Raw genomic sequence first — 18,859 nt, 5'->3', positions numbered from 1 at the left:
CCCGGAAGCTAAGCCTTACAGCGCCGATGGTACTGCAGGGGGGACCCTGTGGGAGAGTAGGACGCCGCCGAACTAATATTGAAAGAGCTGGTCCCCGAACTTCGGTTCGGGGACCAGCTCTTTTTTGTTTCGCGTCACTTCGCGTTCACGTTGCGCGACCAACATCCGTGACATGGGTACTGCTGCAATGCTCAGGGCCGCGGGCGTCGGGACGGGCGACGAGGTCATAGTGCCGGCCTTCGGCAACGTGGAGGTTGCCGAGGCCGTGACCCAGGCCGGCGCGACCCCGGTCTTCGCCGACATAGACCCGGCGACATACTGCCTCGACCCGAGCATGGCGGAAGCCGTCCTCACTCCCCGGTCGGCCGCTCTCGTCGTCGTGCACCGCTTCGGGCGCACGGCCGACATGGCGCGGCTGAGGGACGTCGGGCAGCGGCACGGGCTCCTGGTCCTCGAACAGGGCGAGTCCGAGGCCCCGTACGACGAGACGGCGCAGCGCCGGCAGCGGGCCGCGTACCTCGACGGCCGACTGAACGGAGTGCGGACGCCGTACGGCGGTGACGGGCACACGTACCAGCAGTACGTCGTGCGCGTGCCGGGCAACGGACGCCCCGACCGTGACGCGTTCGCACGGGCCTTGCGGGCCAGGGGAGTCGAGTGCCGGGTGCCGGTGAAGACCCCCGTGCACCGCATGCCCGCCTTCCGCCGCGACATCCAGCTCCCGGAGACGGAGCGGGCCGCCGACGAGACCCTCGCGCTGCCCGTGGACGCGGCGCTGACGAAGCGGGAGATGCACCGGATCGTCTCCGCGTGCAACGCGCTGGGCGGTCTGTTGCAGCCCGCGTTCTGACCCGTCGGGACTCCAACGGGACTTATACGGGAGCGATTAGGAGCACGCCTCTGTCCGGGGTATGATCTATTTCGTTGCCGCGAGGGAAACCTCGGAAAGCAACAGGCCCCTATAGCTCAGTCGGTAGAGCGTCTCCATGGTAAGGAGAAGGTCAACGGTTCGATTCCGTTTGGGGGCTCAGAGAAAAGGCCTCGCCCATGTGGGCGGGGCTTTTTGCATGTGCCTTCCGTGGGAGGGCTGTTCAGCGCCGCGGGGCCCGGCCGTCGAGTGCTCGTGGGCCCCGCCGTCAGTCCTCGGCGTCAGTCCTTCTGGAGCCCCGGCACGCGCATTGCCAGAATGGCCATGTCGTCCGACGGGGCGTCGGAGGCGAAGCGTTCGACCGCCCGCATGATCCGGGCCGCGACCGCGCCGGCCGTCAGACCCGTACAGGCGGTGAGGACGTCCGCGAGACCGTCGTCGCCGAGCATGCGAGTGCCCTCGCGGCGCTCCGTCACGCCGTCCGTGACGCACAGCAGGACGTCGCCCGGGTCGAGCGTGACGGTCTGCTCGTACAGTTCCAGGTCCTCCATCACGCCGAGCAGCGGCTGCGGTTCCGCGGCCGGTTCGACCGTGCCGTCCTGGCGCAGGCGGAGCGGGAGCGGATGGCCGGCGCAGACGACCTTCAGGACCGCCGAACCGTCCTCCTGGGGCCACAACTCGCCGTACAGGAGCGTCAGGAAGCGACTGCGGGCGCCCTCGTCGAGGATCGCCGAGTTCAGGCGCTCCAGGACCGCGGGACCGCCGTAGCCCTCGCGGGCCAGCAGCCTCAGCGCGTGCCGGGCCAGACCGGTCACCGCCGCGGCCTCCGGGCCCGTGCCGCAGACGTCGCCGATGGCGAAGCCGTACGCGCCGTCGCGGATCGGGAAGAGGTCGTAGAAGTCGCCCCCGACTTCGTTGCCCTCGCCGGCCGCGCGGTAGATGACCTCGACCTCGACGCCGTCGACGAGGGGGAGCTCCGGCGGCAGGAGGCTGCGCTGGAGGGACTGGCTGATGGCCATGCGCTCCGAGTACAGGCGGGCGTTGTCCAGTGCCAGGGCCGCCCTGCGGGACAGGTCCTCCGCCAACTCCAGGATCTCCTGGCGGAAGTGCTCGTCCGAGGGCTTGCCGAGCGTCAGCATGCCGATGACGCGGTTGCGGGCCACCAGGGGGAGGACGACGGTCTCGCCGCCGACCGCGGAGGCCGTCGCCAGCGTAGTGCCGATGCCGGAGGACACCGAGGGCTGCTCGCCCAGCCCCAGACTGCGCATGGAGGTGCGCAGGGCCGCCTGGTGGGCGGCCTCGGCCGGCGCCGACCAGACCCGGGCGCCCGGGGTGGGGACCGGATCCGGCGGGGCGATCTTCGCGAGGAGCGCCTTGAGGCCGTCGATGCGTTCCTCGTCCTCGTGCAGGACGTACGAGAGGTAGGGCTCGGAGGCCTGGTCGGCGATCGTGTAGACGGCGCACCAGGTCGCCAGGGTCGGGACGGTCATCTGGGCCATGAGGGCCAGCGTCTGGTCGCGGTCCAGGGTGCCGGCGAGGAGGTCGGAGGCCTCCACGAGGAAACTCAGCGAACCACGGCGCAGGCGTTCCAGTTCGCCGAGGCGGGCGGATTCCACGGCCAGCGCGATGCGGTCGGCGGCGAACTGGAGGCGCAGGGCCTCCTCGTTGGAGTACCGGCCGGGTGCTTCGGCGGCGACGCCGAGGGAGCCGGTGAGACGGCCCTCGACCTTCAGCGGGACCGTGACGACCGAACGCATGCCGGTGCCGCCGAGCAGGGGTACGGCGCCGGGGACGACCGTGAGGTCCTCGTGCACGGCGGGCATGCGGGCCGAGCCGTAGCGGCCGGGGCCCGCCTCGACGGGGACGCGGGCGAAGCGCTGGCGGGCGGAGGGCAGGCCCGTCGAGGCCCGTACCTCCAGCTCCGTCTCGTCGTCGGTGGCCAGCAGGAGGAAGGCCGAGTCGCCGTCGAGCATGTCCCGGGCGCGCTCCACGGTGCGCTGGAGGAGGCCGTCGAGGTCGTCCGGGGCGGGTGAGCCGATGAAGACCTCGAAGGCGTCCGCTGTCGGGCCCTCGGGGCCGGCGCCGGTGTCCGAGGCGGGCAGGCGCAACGGGGTCTGCAGGACGGCGCGTTCGTGGTCGCGGACGAGGAGGCAGACCGTGGAGGGCTCGCCGGCCGTGTCGCGGACGCGGAGGTGGGAGGCGTAGACGGGTGTCACCCGGCCGTCGGCGCCGCGGATGCCGTAACTGCCCTCCCAGCGGGAGAGTTGGAGCGCCTCGGCGATGCCCGTGCTGGTGCCGGGCGTGTGCGGCCAGGCTGCGAGGTCGGTGAGGGGCTTGCCGACGACCTGCTCGGCGGCGTACCCGAAGAGTTCCTCCGCGTCCTCGCTCCAGGCGCTGATGCAGCCGGAGCGGTCGATCTGGACGACGGCGACACGGACGCGTCCGTCGGCGAGCGGGAGGAGGTCGGCGGGCAGGGAGGGGCCCGCCGTTCGGGTGCCGACCGGCCGCTCGGGGAGGTCGAGCTGGAACCAGACCTGCTTGTGCGTCGGCGTGTACTCGACGCCCCAGCGGCCCGCCAGCGCGGCGCACAGTTGGAGTCCGCGGCCGCCCTCGCGGTCGGGGCTGCCCATGTTGATGGCCGCAGCCTGGAGTGGAATCTCACGTTCCGGGTAGCGATCCGCCACCTCGATGCGTACGCCCTCGTCGCTGCGCAGACACAGTACGTCCGCGGAGGTGCCCGCGTGCACAACGGCGTTGGTGACGAGTTCGCTGGTCAGGACCACCGCATCGTCGACGATGTCGCCGAAGCCCCAGCCCTGGAGGGTGTCACGGACGAACGAGCGGGCGGTCGCGACGGAGCGCCCCACGGGCTCGAAACTGGCGGCCGCGCGCGCGGTGATCACAGAACTCCTCGTGCGGTTGTCTGCGTGCAGGGCTCCGTGGCCGACCTGCTCCTGCCGGAGCAGGGCGTGGTTCCCCGTCGGCCGGGGATCCTGGGGGTGTCCCTCAGGACGCAGTCCGGTGGTCATGGTGCGGTGCCCCTCCGATGCGTGCCCGCTCGTGCTCGTGCCACCGCCCAGGCCGGACGGGACCGGCACGGCTGGACAGCCGCATGCAAGGTTACTTACCTTCGCCGTCCATGCGGATGCCGGTCACCAGTGTTTCCGCCCGGAGGGTGTGCGGACGATGTGCGAAGCTGCCGAACTGTTATGGCCTGGTTCAGCCGGGGTGAAACACTGGGCAGGCTTCATGGAGAAGGTCCGGGCAGGCTGAATGCCGTCCAGCACGCCGAACAGAAGTACCCGAGTACGCCGAGCAGTAATGGTCGACCCTTGCGGGAGGGACACAGTGGAGTCTGGCGCAGCGACGCGGGGCAGTAAGACGCGCGCGAAAGGCGGACAGTCCCTGGAGAACGGGCGCACACCGCGCAACGGTACGACGGAGGTCGACACCGCTGCCCTGAACCGCCTGCTGGCGGCCCTCGTGTCGATGCGGGACGGCAACTTCCGCAAGCGGCTCACCGTCTCCGGCGACGGAGTGATGTCCGAGATCGCCGCGGTCTTCAACGAGGTGGCCGACCGGAATCTCCATCTGACGGGTGAGCTGTCCCGGGTGCGTCGCATGGTCGGACGTGAGGGGAAACTCACGGAACGGCTGGAAACAGGCGCCTGCGAAGGCTCCTGGGGCGCCGCGATCGACGCGTCCAACGCGCTGGTCGACGATCTCGTACGGCCCGTCTCCGAAGTCGGCCGGGTACTGTCCGCGGTCGCCGAGGGCGACCTGTCGCCCCGCATGGAACTGCGCGCGCAGGCGGCCGACGGCAACGGGCATCCGCTGCGCGGCGAGTTCCTCAAGGTCGGGCGGACCGTCAACAACCTGGTCGACCAGCTGTCCACGTTCACCGACGAGGTGACGCGCGTGGCCAGCGAGGTCGGCACCGAGGGCAAGCTCGGCGGGCAGGCCCGGGTGCGTGGGATGTCCGGTTCGTGGAAGGACCTCACGGACTCGGTCAACACCATGGCGTACCGGCTGACGGCCCAGGTGCGTGACATCGCCCTGGTGACGACGGCGGTCGCCAAGGGTGACCTGTCCCGCAAGGTCACGGTTCACGTGGCCGGGGAGATGCTGGAGCTGAAGAACACCGTCAACACGATGGTGGACCAGCTGTCGTCCTTCTCCTCCGAGGTGACGCGAGTCGCCCGCGAGGTGGGTACGGAGGGCGAGCTGGGCGGCCAGGCGCAGGTACCGGGTGTGGCCGGCGTGTGGAAGGACCTCACCGATTCGGTGAACCTGATGGCCGGCAACCTGACGGCGCAGGTGCGCGGCATCGCGCAGGTGACGACCGCCGTGGCCAACGGCGACCTGTCGCAGAAGGTGACGGTCAGTGCGCGCGGCGAGGTCGCGCAGCTGGCCGAGACGATCAACCAGATGACCGAGACGCTGCGCACGTTCGCCGACGAGGTCACGCGCGTGGCCAACGAGGTCGGCGGCGAGGGCCGGCTCGGTGGTCAGGCGAACGTGCCGGGCGCGGCGGGGACGTGGAAGGACCTGACGGACTCCGTCAACACGGTCTTCCGCAACCTGACGACCCAGGTGCGTGACATCGCCGCGGTGACGACGGCGGTGGCCAACGGTGACCTGTCGCAGAAGGTCACCGTCGACGTGGCCGGCGAGATGCTGGAGCTGAAGAACACCGTCAACACGATGGTGGACCAGCTGTCGTCGTTCGGTGCCGAGGTGACGCGGGTGGCCCGCGAGGTCGGTGTCGAGGGTGAGCTGGGCGGCCAGGCACAGGTGCCCGGCGCGGCGGGGACGTGGAAGGACCTCACGGACTCCGTCAACACGGCGTTCCGGAACCTGACCGGTCAGGTCCGCAACATCGCGCAGGTGACGACGGCGGTGGCCAACGGCGACCTGTCGCAGAAGGTCACCGTGGACGTCTCCGGTGAGATGCTCCAGCTGAAGAACACCGTGAACACGATGGTGGACCAGCTGTCGAGCTTCGCCGACCAGGTGACGCGGATGGCCCGTGACGTGGGTACGGAGGGCCGCCTCGGCGGCCAGGCCCGGGTGGACGGCGTGTCCGGCACCTGGAAGGAACTGACCGACTCCGTCAACTTCATGGCGGGGAACCTGACTTCGCAGGTGCGGCAGATCGCGCAGGTCACCACGGCGGTGGCGCGCGGCGACCTGTCGCAGAAGATCGACGTGGACGCGCGCGGCGAGATCCTGGAGCTGAAGAACACCATCAACACGATGGTCGACCAGCTCTCGGCCTTCGCCGACCAGGTGACCCGGGTGGCCCGCGAGGTGGGTACGGAGGGCCGCCTCGGCGGTCAGGCGCAGGTGCCCGGCGTCGCCGGTGTGTGGCGCGACCTGACCGACTCGGTGAACGGCATGGCCGGTAACCTCACCGCCCAGGTGCGCAACATCGCCCAGGTCGCGACGGCGGTGGCGCGCGGTGACCTGTCGCAGAAGATCGACGTGGACGCGCGCGGCGAGATCCTGGAGCTGAAGAACACCCTCAACACGATGGTCGACCAGCTCTCGAACTTCGCGGAGCAGGTCACGCGCGTGGCCCGTGAGGTGGGCACGGAGGGCATGCTCGGCGGGCAGGCGGAGGTGCAGGGTGTCTCGGGCACCTGGAAGGACCTCACCCAGTCCGTGAACTTCATGGCGAACAACCTGACCATCCAGGTGCGCAACATCGCCGAGGTCACCACCGCGGTCGCCAAGGGCGACCTGTCGAAGAAGATCACCGTCGACGCCAAGGGCGAGATCCTCGAACTGGTCACCACCGTCAACACGATGGTCGACCAGCTGTCCAACTTCGCCGAGCAGGTGACCCGGGTGGCCCGCGAGGTGGGCACCGAGGGCAACCTGGGCGGTCAGGCGCGGGTTCCGGGTGTCACGGGCATCTGGAAGGACCTCAGCGACAACGTCAACGTGATGGCCAACAACCTGACCAACCAGGTGCGGAACATCTCGCAGGTCGCGACGGCGGTGGCCAACGGCGACCTGACCAAGAAGGTCACGGTCGAGGCCAGCGGCGAGGTCGCGCAGCTCGCCGACACCGTCAACACCATGGTGAAGACGCTGAGTTCGTTCGCCGACCAGGTCACCCGGGTGGCCCGCGAGGTGGGCACGGACGGCATCCTCGGCGGCCAGGCACGCGTACCGGGCGTGTCGGGTACGTGGAAGGACCTCACCGAGTCCGTGAACGGGATGGCGTCGAACCTGACCGGCCAGGTGCGCAACATCGCGATGGTCACCACGGCCATCGCCAAGGGCGACCTGACCAAGAAGATCGACATCGACGCGCGCGGCGAGATCCTGGAGCTCAAGACCACCATCAACACGATGGTCGACCAGCTGTCGTCCTTCGCCGAGGAGGTCACCCGGGTCGCCCGCGAGGTGGGCACCGAGGGGCAGCTGGGCGGTCAGGCACGCGTGCGTGACGTCGACGGCACCTGGCGCGACCTCACCGAGTCGGTGAACGAGATGGCCGGGAACCTCACCCGGCAGGTGCGTGCGATCGCGCGCGTGGCGACCGCGGTGACCCGCGGCGACCTGAACCTGAAGATCGACGTGGACGCCTCCGGCGAGATCCAGGAGCTTCAGGACTACATCAACAAGATGATCGCCAACCTGCGCGACACCACGATCGCCAACAAGGAGCAGGACTGGCTGAAGGGCAACCTGGCCCGTATCTCCGCGCTCATGCAGGGCCGCCGCGACCTCGACGACGTGGCCTCGCTGATCATGAGCGAGCTGACGCCCGTGGTCTCGGCGCAGCACGGGGCGTTCTTCCTCTCCATGCCGCTCGTCGACGGCAAGGAGCCGGGCACCGAGGACGAGGACGCGTACGAGCTGCGCATGCTCGGGTCGTACGGCTACTCGATGGGCTCCATGCCGACGTCGTTCCGGCCCGGCGAGGCGCTGATCGGCACGGCCGCACAGGAGAAGCGCACGATCCTCGTGGAGAACGCACCCAGCGGCTACCTGAAGATCTCCTCCGGGCTCGGTGAGGCGCCCCCGGCGCAGGTCATCGTGCTGCCGGTGCTCTTCGAGGGGACCGTGCTCGGCGTCATCGAGCTGGCCTCGTTCACGCCGTTCACACAGATCCAGAAGGACTTCCTGAACCAGATCGCCGAGATGATCGCGACGAGCGTCAACACCATCTCCGTCAACACCAAGACGGAGGTGCTGCTCCGGCAGTCGCAGGAGCTCACCGAGCAACTGCGGGAACGTTCCGCGGAGTTGGAGAACCGGCAGAAGGCGCTCCAGGACTCGAACGCCGAACTGGAGGAGAAGGCCGAGCTGCTGGCCCAGCAGAACCGCGACATCGAGGTCAAGAACACCGAGATCGAGGAGGCCCGCCAGGTCCTCGAGGAGCGCGCCGAGCAGCTCGCGGTGTCCATGCGCTACAAGAGCGAGTTCCTGGCGAACATGTCGCACGAGCTGCGTACGCCGCTCAACTCCCTGCTCATTCTGGCCAAGTTGCTCGCCGACAACGCGGACACGAACCTCACTCCGAAGCAGGTCGAGTTCGCCGAGACGATCCACGGCGCGGGATCCGACCTGCTCCAGCTGATCAACGACATCCTCGACCTGTCGAAGGTCGAGGCGGGCAAGATGGACGTGTCGCCGACGCGTATCGCGCTCGTCCAGCTCGTCGACTACGTGGAGGCCACGTTCCGGCCGCTGACCGCGGAGAAGGGCCTCGACTTCTCCGTACGGGTCTCGCCGGAGCTGCCCGCCACCCTGCACACCGACGAGCAGCGGCTCCTCCAGGTGCTGCGCAACCTGCTGTCCAACGCGGTGAAGTTCACCGACTCCGGAGCGGTCGAATTGGTGATCCGGCCCGCCGGCGCGGACGTTCCGGTGGCCATCCGGGAACAACTCCTGGAGTCCGGTTCGCTGCGCGACGCGGACGCCGATCTGATCGCGTTCTCCGTGACGGACACCGGCATCGGCATCGCGGCCAGCAAGATGCGCGTCATCTTCGAGGCCTTCAAGCAGGCGGACGGCACGACGAGCAGGAAGTACGGCGGTACGGGCCTCGGGCTCTCCATCTCCCGCGAGATCGCGCGGCTGCTGGGCGGCGAGATCCACGCGCAGAGCGAGCCGGGGCGCGGTTCCACCTTCACGCTGTATTTGCCGCTGCACCCGAGCGAACTGCCGCCGCAGGGCTACGGGCAGCTCGCGCCCGCCCTGGAGGCGGGGGAACTGCTCGCGTCCGAGGCGGAGCTGGCCGGGTCCGACATCGAGACGCCGGCCGAGGTGAAGTCGTACCGGGAGACCCAGAACGGCGCCGCCGCGCTCTTCAGGCGGCGCCGCAGGGCGGTCTCCGCGCCCGAACAGCGGCCCGCGCTGCCCGAGCAGCCTCCGGGCGCCACGGTGGCGGCACAGGAGCAGTGGCAGGCCGGCAGCCGGCCGGAGGCCCCGGCTCAGCCGCAGCGGGGCATCCGCTTCGAGGGCGAGAAGGTGCTGATCGTCGACGACGACATCCGCAACGTGTTCGCGCTGACCAGCGTCCTGGAGCAGCACGGCCTCTCGGTGCTGTACGCGGAGAACGGCCGTGAGGGCATCGAGGTCCTGGAGCAGCACGACGACGTGACGGTCGTCCTGATGGACATCATGATGCCGGAGATGGACGGGTACGCGACGACCACGGCGATCCGACGGATGCCGCAGTTCGCCGGGCTGCCGATCATCGCGCTCACCGCGAAGGCGATGAAGGGCGACCGGGAGAAGGCCATCGAATCGGGTGCGTCCGACTATGTGACGAAACCGGTCGATCCCGATCACCTGCTCACGGTGATGGAACAGTGGATGCATGGGGAGTGACGGAGTCTGATCGGGCGTTCCGGTCGTCACGCACCGTCAGCGACCGGAACGTTGGGTTCCGCGCGCCGTGCCGGCGGCGCCGCGGGCCCTGTGTCGCATAACTGACTGTGCCTGAAGCCGTGTAGAAGTACGGGATACGGGGAACCTTCTGGTCTCCCGCTACGTTTCTGCTACGTGCACAGTGACATCGCGGTGACAGGGTGTGGCGACAGGCGGGGTGCGGCTACCATGACCGGCACAAGGACGGACGACGCAAGGGAGTCGTCCCCTGGGGCGGCGCCCGGTGCCACCTCAAGTCCTTCGGACAGGGGAGGCCCCATGCCGGGGCGAGGAGGGCGGGCCATGGTGCAGAAGGCCAAGATCCTCCTGGTCGATGACCGGCCGGAGAATCTGCTGGCGCTGGAGGCGATCCTCTCCGCGCTCGATCAGACACTGGTTCGGGCATCGTCCGGGGAGGAAGCGCTCAAAGCGCTGCTCACGGACGACTTCGCGGTCATTCTGCTGGACGTCCAGATGCCGGGCATGGACGGTTTCGAAACCGCCGCGCACATCAAGCGCCGGGAACGGACCCGGGACATCCCGATCATCTTCCTCACCGCGATCAATCACGGTCCGCACCACACCTTCCGGGGTTACGCGGCCGGCGCGGTCGACTACATCTCCAAGCCGTTCGACCCATGGGTGCTGCGCGCGAAGGTCTCCGTCTTCGTCGAGCTCTACATGAAGAACTGCCAACTCCGTGAGCAGGCGGCTCTGCTGCGCCTCCAGCTGGAAGGCGGCGGCAAGGCGGCGCTGGGCGAGGCCAAGGAGCCCGCCGGACTGCTCGCCGAGCTCTCCGCGCGGCTCGCGGCCGTCGAGGAGCAGGCCGAGGCGCTGTCCAAGCAGCTCGACGACGACTCCGCCGACGCGGCGGCGGTCGCCACCGCGGCCCATCTCGAACGCAAACTCACCGGCCTGCGCAGGGCGCTGGACGCACTGGAGCCGGGCACGGGGAGCGGGGCACCCTCGGTGCCGTCGCAGAGCTGAGCGCCGTCCGTCCCGTCCCTCCAGGACGAACCCGGACGTCACGCCTCCCGGGTGAGGCGGCGTCAGTTTTCGTCCCTCGCAAAGGCGACACGAACGGGTGAAGCAGTAGGCACACGTGTCCGCTGCCGTCTCCACCGGTAACCTCACACGCATGGCCTCACGTCAGTCCGCAGCCAAGAAGCCGCCAGCGAAGAAGGCGGCCGCTCCGACGAAGGCTCCGGCGAAGAAGGCCCCCGCGAAAAAGGCAGCCGCCAAGAAGGCGCCCGCCAAGAAGACCGCGGCGAAGAAGCCCGCTCCCGCGCCGGCGCCCAACCCGACCGGGGGCGTGTACAGACTCGTACGCGCCCTCTGGCTGGGCATCGCGCACGCCGTGGGAGCGATGTTCCGCGGCATAGGGCAGGGCGCGAAGGGGCTCGACCCGGCTCACCGCAAGGACGGGGTCGCACTCCTGCTGCTCGGCCTGGCGCTGATCACGGCGGCGGGCACCTGGTCCAACCTGCGCGGTCCCGTCGGCGACCTCGTCGAGATGCTGGTGACGGGCGCCTTCGGCCGCCTCGACCTGCTCGTCCCGATACTGCTCGGCGTCATCGCCGCGCGGCTCATCAGGCACCCCGAGAGGCCGGAGGCCAACGGCCGCATCGTGATCGGCCTGTCCGCGCTCGTGATCGGCGTGCTCGGCCAGGTCCACATCGCGTGCGGGGCGCCCGCGCGCAGCGACGGCATGCAGGCCATAAGGGATGCCGGCGGGCTCATCGGCTGGGGCGCGTCCACCCCGCTGACGTACACGATGGGTGACGTCCTCGCCGTACCGCTCCTGGTGCTGCTCACCGTCTTCGGACTGCTGGTCGTCACCGCGACCCCGGTGAACGCCATTCCGCAGCGACTGCGGACGCTCGGCCAGAGGCTCGGCGTCGTCCAGGCCGACGCCGACGAGGACGACCTCGGCGACGAGGGCTACGACGAGCAGTGGCGCGAGGCGACTCCCGCGCGCCCCCGCAGGCGTGCCAGTGCCCCCGAGGCCTACGACCCGGACAGCGCCGAGCAGGACGCCCTCAGCAAGCGCCGGAGCCGCCCCAGGCGGTCCGCCGTGCAGCAGCCCGACATGAACCGCCCGATGGACGCGGTGGACGTCGCCGCCGCCGCGGCGGCCGCCCTCGACGGAGCCGTGCTGCACGGCATGCCGCCCTCGCCGCTGGTGGCCGACCTCACCCAGGGCGTCAGCGTGGAGCGGGACGGATACGAGGAGACGACGCCCGTACCGGCCGCGCGCGCCAAGAGCCCCAAGGCGGCCAAGGCGCCCAAGCAGGAGGCCCTGCCGGTCGACTCCGTCGTGCCCGACCTGACCAAGGCCGCGCCCGACGAGACGCGCGAACTGCCCCCGCGCGCCGAGCAGCTCCAACTGTCCGGCGACATCACCTACTCGCTGCCGTCACTCGACCTGCTGGAGCGCGGCGGCCCCGGCAAGACGCGCAGCGCCGCCAACGACGCGGTCGTCGCCTCCCTCCAGAACGTCTTCATGGAGTTCAAGGTCGACGCCGCCGTCACCGGCTTCACCCGCGGCCCGACGGTCACGCGGTACGAGGTCGAACTCGGCCCCGCCGTGAAGGTCGAGCGCATCACCGCCCTCACCAAGAACATCGCGTACGCCGTCGCCAGCCCCGACGTCCGGATCATCAGCCCGATCCCCGGGAAGTCGGCGGTCGGCATCGAAATCCCGAACACGGACCGCGAGATGGTCAACCTCGGTGACGTCCTGCGTCTCGCGGACGCGGCGGAGGACGACCACCCCATGCTGGTCGCGCTCGGCAAGGACGTCGAGGGCGGCTACGTGATGGCCAACCTCGCGAAGATGCCGCACGTCCTCGTCGCCGGCGCCACCGGCTCCGGCAAGTCCTCGTGCATCAACTGCCTGATCACCTCGGTCATGGTCCGCGCGACGCCCGAGGACGTGCGGATGGTCCTCGTCGACCCCAAGCGCGTGGAACTCACCGCCTACGAGGGCATCCCGCACCTGATCACACCGATCATCACCAACCCGAAGCGGGCCGCCGAGGCCCTGCAGTGGGTCGTCCGCGAGATGGACCTGCGCTACGACGACCTCGCGGCGTTCGGCTACCGGCACATCGACGACTTCAACGAGGCCATCAGGAACGGCAAGGTGAAGCTGCCCGAGGGCAGCGAGCGCGAACTCCAGCCGTACCCCTACCTGCTGGTGATCGTCGACGAGCTCGCCGACCTCATGATGGTCGCCCCGCGTGACGTCGAGGACGCGATCGTCCGCATCACCCAGCTCGCCCGCGCGGCCGGCATCCACCTCGTGCTCGCCACGCAGCGGCCGTCCGTCGACGTCGTCACCGGTCTCATCAAGGCCAACGTGCCCTCCAGGCTCGCCTTCGCCACCTCCTCGCTCGCCGACAGCCGGGTCATCCTCGACCAGCCGGGCGCCGAGAAGCTGATCGGCAAGGGCGACGGGCTCTTCCTTCCGATGGGGGCGAACAAGCCGACCCGTATGCAGGGCGCCTTCGTCACCGAGGACGAGGTCGCCGCGGTCGTCCAGCACTGCAAGGACCAGATGGCGCCCGTCTTCCGGGACGACGTCACCGTCGGCACCAAGCAGAAGAAGGAGATCGACGAGGACATCGGCGACGACCTCGACCTGCTGTGCGCCGCCGCCGAACTGGTCGTCACCTCGCAGTTCGGATCGACCTCGATGCTCCAGCGCAAGCTGCGCGTCGGTTTCGCGAAGGCCGGTCGCCTGATGGACCTCATGGAGTCGCGCAACATCGTCGGCCCCAGCGAAGGGTCCAAGGCGCGCGACGTCCTGGTGAAGGCGGACGAACTCGATGGAGTGCTCGCCGTGATTCGTGGGGAAGCTGAAGCGTAAGGAAACAGGACAGGTCGGTCACCGGACGGATGAGTCCGCGACACGCGGGTATTCGAACGTGACTCACCTGTAAGGAAACCGCGAGCAACCGTTTCCCGTCGTCGCACGTCAAGTTGAGCGAAGGGGCGCGAAGGCGTCCCGACATCAGGATGACCGGCCATTCTGATGGCGTACAAAGTCCTACCGCCCGGTTGCCCCACCCTTTCGTACCCCCCCTAGACTGAACGTCCAGCACAGGTGGCTACACGCTCGAAAGGCGCCCCCGTGTCCATCGGCAACTCCCCTGACGGCAACTTCCCCGAAGACGAGCGTCCGTTCGAAGACGACCGCGATGCCGAGCAGTTCCTCTCGATCGGCCGTGCCCTCAAGCAGGCGCGCATCGAGGCGGGACTGAGCGTCGACGACGTCACCAACGCCACCAGGGTCCGCATCGCCATCGTCCACGCGATCGAACAGGACGACTTCGCCCCCTGCGGCGGCGACGTCTACGCCCGCGGTCACATCAGGACCCTGGCCCGCGCCGTCCACCTCGATCCGGCTCCGCTGCTCGCCCGGTACGACGCCGAGCACGGCGGGCGCCCCGCACCCACGCCGGCCGCCCCGCTCTTCGAGGCGGAACGTATCCGCCCGGAGCGGCGCGGGCCGAACTGGACCGCCGCCATGGTCGCCGCGATCGTCGCGGTGATCGGTTTCGTCGGGTTCACCGTCGTCAAGGGCAGCGGCGGCGACGAGGACGGTTCGAAGACACAGGTCGCCGAGGGATCCAAGCCGACCGCCAGCAAGACCGCCTCCTCGGCCGGCCCCGAGACCACGAAGCCCGCCGACCCCAAGCCCGACCCCTCCGAGAGCGCCATCGCGGCCGCGCCGCAGGACAAGGTCACCGTCCAGGTCAGCGCCGCCGACGGACGCAGCTGGATCTCCGCCAAGGACCACAACGGCCGGATGCTCTTCGACGGCCTGCTGAAGCAGGGCGAGTCCAAGACCTTCCAGGACAACTCGAAGATCAACCTGATCCTCGGGGACGCCGGAGCCATCCAGCTGTACGTGAACGGCAAGAAGATCGAGGACGACTTCCAGCCCGGCGCGGTCGAGCGTCTCACCTACACGAAGGGCGACCCCCAGGTCGGATAAACCGTCCGAAGGGGATGGCCGGTACGGGGTTGGCCAAGATCGGCCAACCCCGTCGACGTGGGCTGTCGGAGAGACAAAGTAGTCTTGAGCCCATGCCTGAACGCCGTACCGTCGCACTCGTCACCCTTGGCTGCGCCCGTAACGAGGTGGACTCGGAGGAGCTCGCAGGCCGCTTGGAGGCGGACGGCTGGCAACTCGTGGAGGACGCCGAGGAAGCGGACGTCGCGGTCGTCAACACCTGTGGCTTCGTCGAGGCCGCCAAGAAGGACTCCGTCGATGCCCTCCTCGAAGCCAATGATCTCAAGGGGCACGGCAGAACCCAGGCCGTCGTGGCGGTGGGCTGCATGGCCGAGCGGTACGGCAAGGAACTCGCGGAGGCCCTGCCCGAGGCCGACGGCGTGCTCGGCTTCGACGACTACGCAGACATCTCCGACCGCCTCCAGACCATCCTGAGCGGCGGCGTCCACGCCTCGCACACCCCGCGCGACCGGCGCAAGCTGCTGCCGATCAGCCCCGCCGAGCGGCAGACCGCAGGCGAGGAGGTGGCCCTTCCCGGCCACGGCGCACCCGAGGACCTCCCCGAGGGCGTGGCCCCGGTCTCCGGCCCCCGCGCACCCCTGCGCCGCCGCCTCGACGGCTCGCCCGTCGCCTCGGTGAAGCTCGCCTCCGGCTGCGACCGGCGCTGCTCGTTCTGCGCCATCCCGTCCTTCCGCGGCTCCTTCATCTCGCGCCGCCCCAGCGACGTGCTGAACGAGAGCCGCTGGCTCGCCGAGCAGGGCGTCAAGGAGATCATGCTGGTCTCCGAGAACAACACCTCGTACGGCAAGGACCTCGGCGACATCCGCCTCCTGGAGACGTTGCTGCCCGAGCTCGCCGAGATCGACGGCATCGAGCGTGTCCGCGTCAGCTACCTCCAGCCCGCCGAGATGCGCCCGGGCCTCATCGACGTGCTCACCTCGACACCGAACGTGGTGCCCTACTTCGACCTGTCCTTCCAGCACTCCGCTCCCGGCGTGCTGCGGGCGATGCGCCGCTTCGGCGACACCGACCGCTTCCTGGAGCTGCTCGACACCATCCGCGCCAAGGCCCCGCAGGCCGGCGTGCGGTCCAACTTCATCGTGGGCTTCCCCGGCGAGACCGAGGCCGACCTCGCGGAGCTGGAGCGCTTCCTCACGGGTGCGCGCCTCGACGCGATCGGCGTCTTCGGGTACTCCGACGAGGAGGGCACCGAGGCGGCGACGTACGAGAACAAGCTCGACGAGGACGTCGTCGCCGAGCGCCTCGCGCGTGTCTCCCGTCTCGCCGAGGAACTCGTCGCGCAGCGCGCCGAGGAGCGGGTCGGAGAGACCCTGCACGTGCTCGTGGAGTCCCTGGACGACGAGGACGGCGCCTATGGCCGCGCCGCCCACCAGGCGCCGGAGACGGACGGGCAGGTGCTGTTCACGAGCGGCGAGGGGCTCACCGTGGGCCGTATCGTCGAGGCGAAGGTGGTCGGCACGGAAGGTGTCGACCTGGTGGCCGAGCCGCTCCTGGTGGGCTCGCCGTCGTGTCCTGAGGAGGCGGGCAGATGACCGGAGTCCCGGCGTCCGCGGCGGGCGGCTCCTCCAGCGCACAGGGCGCGGCGGGCGCCCCCGGCGCATCCGGTGCTCCGGGAGGTGCCAAGCCGGTGCGGGGCGGGAAACTGGGCGCTGCCGCCGTCAACCAGGCCAGCCTCTGGAACATCGCCAACATCCTGACCATGGTCCGGCTCGTCCTCGTCCCCGGCTTCGTCGTGCTGATGCTGGCCGACGGCGGGTACGACCCGGCGTGGCGAGCCTGGGCCTGGGCGGCCTTCGCCGTCGCCATGATCACCGACATCTTCGACGGCCACCTGGCCCGGACGTACAACCTCGTCACCGACTTCGGGAAGATCGCCGACCCCATCGCCGACAAGGCGATCATGGGCGCGGCGCTCATCTGCCTCTCGTACCTCGGCGATCTGCCCTGGTGGGTGACCGGGGTGATCCTCGGGCGCGAGCTCGGGATCACGCTGATGCGTTTCCTGGTCATCCGGTACGGGGTCATCCCGGCCAGCCGCGGCGGCAAGATGAAGACGCTGGCCCAGGGCACGGCCGTCGGCATGTACGTGCTGGCACTGACGGGACCGCTGGCCACCCTGAGGTTCTGGGTGATGGCCGTGGCGGTCGTCCTCACCGTGGTCACAGGACTCGACTACGTGAGACAGGCCATTGTGCTGCGCAGGCGCGGAATCGCGGAGCGCCGGGCGGCTGCGGAGGAGGCGGAGCGGTGACTTCCCCGGCCACTGACGTGGTGCGACTACTCACGGTGAGGGGTGAGACCCTGGCCGTCGCGGAGTCGCTCACCGGTGGCCTGGTCGCCGCGGAGATCACCGCGGTTCCGGGAGCCTCCAAGGTCTTCCGAGGCTCCGTGACCGCGTACGCCACCGAGCTCAAGCACGAGCTGCTCGGCGTCGACGCCACTCTGCTGGCCGAGCGCGGTGCGGTGGATCCGCAGGTCGCGGCCCAGATGGCGGTCGGTGTGCGCAAGGCGCTCGGCGCGGACTGGGGGATCGCGACCACCGGTGTGGCCGGTCCGGACCCCCAGGACGGCCAGCCGGTCGGCACCGTCTTCGTGGCCGTCGAAGCGCCTTCCCCGACGACTTTTGAACCCGCCCGTGGCGGGAAAGTGATACCGCTGCGGTTGAACGGCGACCGGGCGGAGATCCGTATGGAGAGTGTACGGAGCGTACTCGCCCTGCTCCTGAAGGAGCTGGCGGGCGAACAGACCGGGAATGAGCGGGCACAGGATACGGAACAGAACGGGGGGTTTTGATGTTTGCAGCCCTGAGTGAACACGACATCGCTCCCCGCACGGCCGCGGCGCGAGGCGGTACGGTGGGGCGTGAAGGATGCGGCTACGCGGTCCGAGGAGGGAGCCACCGATGATTCTGCTCCGTCGCCTGCTGGGTGACGTGCTGCGTCGGCAGCGCCAGCGCCAGGGCCGTACTCTGCGCGAAGTCTCCTCGTCCGCCCGAGTCTCACTCGGCTATCTCTCCGAGGTGGAGCGGGGGCAGAAGGAGGCATCCTCCGAGCTGCTCTCCGCGATCTGCGACGCGCTGGACGTACGGATGTCCGAGCTCATGCGGGAAGTGAGCGACGAGCTCGCCCTCGCCGAGCTGGCACAGTCGGCTGCGGCCACCGAACCGGTGCCCGCACCGGTACGTCGCCCGATGCTCAATTCCGTGTCGGTGACCGGTGTGCCACCGGAACGGGTCACGATCAAGGCGCCTACAGAAGCGGTCGACGTCGTCGCCGCCTGACGCCCGCGGGCTCACGCTCGTGGGTCGAGGAAGTGTGTGAGAGCCCCGGCCGGGGCTTCTCCGGGGAGACCTGGAGGAGTGCGGCCGGGGTTTTCGCGTTGTGCGGGTGTCCTCTATGCGTCCATTTGCCGGTATCCGATGCGGCGGCCATGGTGGAGGGGCAGCTCGGTAGCGGCCGGCGGCTGCCGCCGGACGTCTTGATCGCGATCGATCGTCGTAATCGGAGGATGTGGATGTACGTCGTGAAGAGCCCGCTGTCCGACGCGGACCTGAAGACCGTGGCCGATGCGCTGCAGGGCGCACTGGTCGACCTGGTGGACCTCTCGCTCGTGGCCAAGCAGGTCCACTGGAACGTGGTCGGGCCGCGCTTCCGCTCGATCCACCTCCAGCTCGACGAGGTCGTGGACACCGCTCGGCTGCACTCCGACACCGTGGCCGAGCGCGCCGCGACCCTCGGAGTCCCGCCGGACGGGCGGGCCTCGACCGTGGCCACCAGTTCCGGCATCGACGTGACGCCGGAGGGCTGGGTGCGGGACACCGACGCCGTGAAGACGCTCGTGGACGCGCTGGACGCGGTGATCGCGCGGATGCGTGAGCGGGTGGAGGCCACGGCGGCACCGGACCCGGTGAGCCAGGACATCTTCATCGGAATCACTGCCGACCTGGAGAAGCATCACTGGATGTTCCAGGCGGAGAACGGGTGACCGTCCGCGGGGCTGCGCCCGGGGTGTGCCCTGGTGGCACCGCCGGTGTGCCCTGCTCGTGTGCCGGGACAGCGATC

General features: G+C 69.6%; 11 protein-coding genes, 1 tRNA gene and 1 rRNA gene. 12 read left to right on the top strand and 1 reads right to left on the bottom strand.

The genetic code is table 11. The features are described from left to right. From rrf to ABEB03_RS30755, 3 genes are all read left to right on the top strand, one after another. Positions 1 to 73 (top strand): 5S ribosomal RNA (gene rrf, locus ABEB03_RS45450); the annotation flags it as partial. 114 nt (positions 74 to 187) lie between these two features. After that, positions 188 to 850 carry a DegT/DnrJ/EryC1/StrS family aminotransferase gene (locus tag ABEB03_RS30760; RefSeq protein ID WP_345656157.1) on the top strand — a complete coding sequence of 221 codons (663 nt, stop codon included), beginning with the start codon at positions 188 to 190 and terminating at the stop codon, positions 848 to 850. Positions 851 to 955: 105 nt separating this feature from the next. After that, positions 956 to 1,028, top strand: a tRNA-Thr gene (locus ABEB03_RS30755). Positions 1,029 to 1,149: 121 nt separating this feature from the next. On the opposite strand, the gene ABEB03_RS30750 is transcribed toward ABEB03_RS30755, so the two are convergent. Further along, the gene (locus tag ABEB03_RS30750; RefSeq protein ID WP_345656147.1) at positions 1,150 to 3,897 is read right to left on the bottom strand and encodes a SpoIIE family protein phosphatase; all 2,748 of its coding nucleotides are present in this window, start codon (positions 3,895 to 3,897) and stop codon (positions 1,150 to 1,152) included. Between the two features lie 319 nt (positions 3,898 to 4,216). Here ABEB03_RS30750 and ABEB03_RS30745 point away from each other — a divergent pair, with 319 nt between their 5' ends. The 9 genes from ABEB03_RS30745 to ABEB03_RS30705 all read left to right on the top strand — a co-directional run bounded on the left by ABEB03_RS30745 (position 4,217) and on the right by ABEB03_RS30705 (position 18,782). Beyond that, positions 4,217 to 9,718: a HAMP domain-containing protein gene (locus ABEB03_RS30745; RefSeq protein ID WP_345656146.1), complete on the top strand. Its 5,502-nt coding sequence runs from the start codon at positions 4,217 to 4,219 to the stop codon at positions 9,716 to 9,718. A gap of 342 nt (positions 9,719 to 10,060) precedes the next feature. Then, positions 10,061 to 10,744: a response regulator gene (locus ABEB03_RS30740; protein ID WP_037620357.1), complete on the top strand. Its 684-nt coding sequence runs from the start codon at positions 10,061 to 10,063 to the stop codon at positions 10,742 to 10,744. 151 nt (positions 10,745 to 10,895) lie between these two features. Beyond that, positions 10,896 to 13,628: a DNA translocase FtsK gene (locus ABEB03_RS30735; protein ID WP_345656145.1), complete on the top strand. Its 2,733-nt coding sequence runs from the start codon at positions 10,896 to 10,898 to the stop codon at positions 13,626 to 13,628. A gap of 264 nt (positions 13,629 to 13,892) precedes the next feature. After that, positions 13,893 to 14,759: a helix-turn-helix domain-containing protein gene (locus ABEB03_RS30730; protein WP_345656144.1), complete on the top strand. Its 867-nt coding sequence runs from the start codon at positions 13,893 to 13,895 to the stop codon at positions 14,757 to 14,759. 92 nt (positions 14,760 to 14,851) lie between these two features. After that, on the top strand, positions 14,852 to 16,330 hold the full coding sequence (rimO, locus tag ABEB03_RS30725; protein ID WP_345656143.1) for a 30S ribosomal protein S12 methylthiotransferase RimO: 1,479 nt from the start codon (positions 14,852 to 14,854) through the stop codon (positions 16,328 to 16,330). Further along, positions 16,327 to 17,049 carry a CDP-diacylglycerol--glycerol-3-phosphate 3-phosphatidyltransferase gene (gene pgsA, locus ABEB03_RS30720; RefSeq protein ID WP_345656142.1) on the top strand — a complete coding sequence of 241 codons (723 nt, stop codon included), beginning with the start codon at positions 16,327 to 16,329 and terminating at the stop codon, positions 17,047 to 17,049. Before rimO ends, pgsA begins: the two co-directional genes overlap by 4 nt. Then, positions 17,046 to 17,591, top strand: a complete 546-nt coding sequence (locus tag ABEB03_RS30715) for a CinA family protein (protein ID WP_095937036.1) — start codon at positions 17,046 to 17,048, stop codon at positions 17,589 to 17,591. Before pgsA ends, ABEB03_RS30715 begins: the two co-directional genes overlap by 4 nt. A gap of 109 nt (positions 17,592 to 17,700) precedes the next feature. Continuing rightward, on the top strand, positions 17,701 to 18,078 hold the full coding sequence (locus tag ABEB03_RS30710; RefSeq protein WP_028802355.1) for a helix-turn-helix domain-containing protein: 378 nt from the start codon (positions 17,701 to 17,703) through the stop codon (positions 18,076 to 18,078). Between the two features lie 233 nt (positions 18,079 to 18,311). Then, positions 18,312 to 18,782 (top strand): Dps family protein, encoded by a 471-nt coding sequence (locus ABEB03_RS30705; protein ID WP_345656141.1) that lies wholly within the window; start codon positions 18,312 to 18,314, stop codon positions 18,780 to 18,782. The last annotated feature ends 77 nt before the right edge of the window (positions 18,783 to 18,859 follow it).

Origin of the sequence: Streptomyces siamensis (assembly GCF_039543605.1) — a bacterium.
Lineage (GTDB): Bacteria > Actinomycetota > Actinomycetes > Streptomycetales > Streptomycetaceae > Streptomyces > Streptomyces siamensis.
The sequence above is the reverse complement of the archived record's forward strand: the minus strand, read 5'-3'. Positions and strand labels throughout refer to the sequence as shown.

Coding starts and splice junctions, on each gene's coding strand:
- ABEB03_RS30760 (WP_345656157.1), top strand. CDS start 188: ATGCTCAGGGCCGCGGGCGTCGGGACGGGCGACGAGGTCATAGTGCCG.
- ABEB03_RS30750 (WP_345656147.1), bottom strand. CDS start 3,897: ATGACCACCGGACTGCGTCCTGAGGGACACCCCCAGGATCCCCGGCCG.
- ABEB03_RS30740 (WP_037620357.1), top strand. CDS start 10,061: ATGGTGCAGAAGGCCAAGATCCTCCTGGTCGATGACCGGCCGGAGAAT.
- ABEB03_RS30735 (WP_345656145.1), top strand. CDS start 10,896: ATGGCCTCACGTCAGTCCGCAGCCAAGAAGCCGCCAGCGAAGAAGGCG.
- rimO (WP_345656143.1), top strand. CDS start 14,852: ATGCCTGAACGCCGTACCGTCGCACTCGTCACCCTTGGCTGCGCCCGT.
- pgsA (WP_345656142.1), top strand. CDS start 16,327: ATGACCGGAGTCCCGGCGTCCGCGGCGGGCGGCTCCTCCAGCGCACAG.
- ABEB03_RS30710 (WP_028802355.1), top strand. CDS start 17,701: ATGATTCTGCTCCGTCGCCTGCTGGGTGACGTGCTGCGTCGGCAGCGC.
- ABEB03_RS30705 (WP_345656141.1), top strand. CDS start 18,312: ATGTACGTCGTGAAGAGCCCGCTGTCCGACGCGGACCTGAAGACCGTG.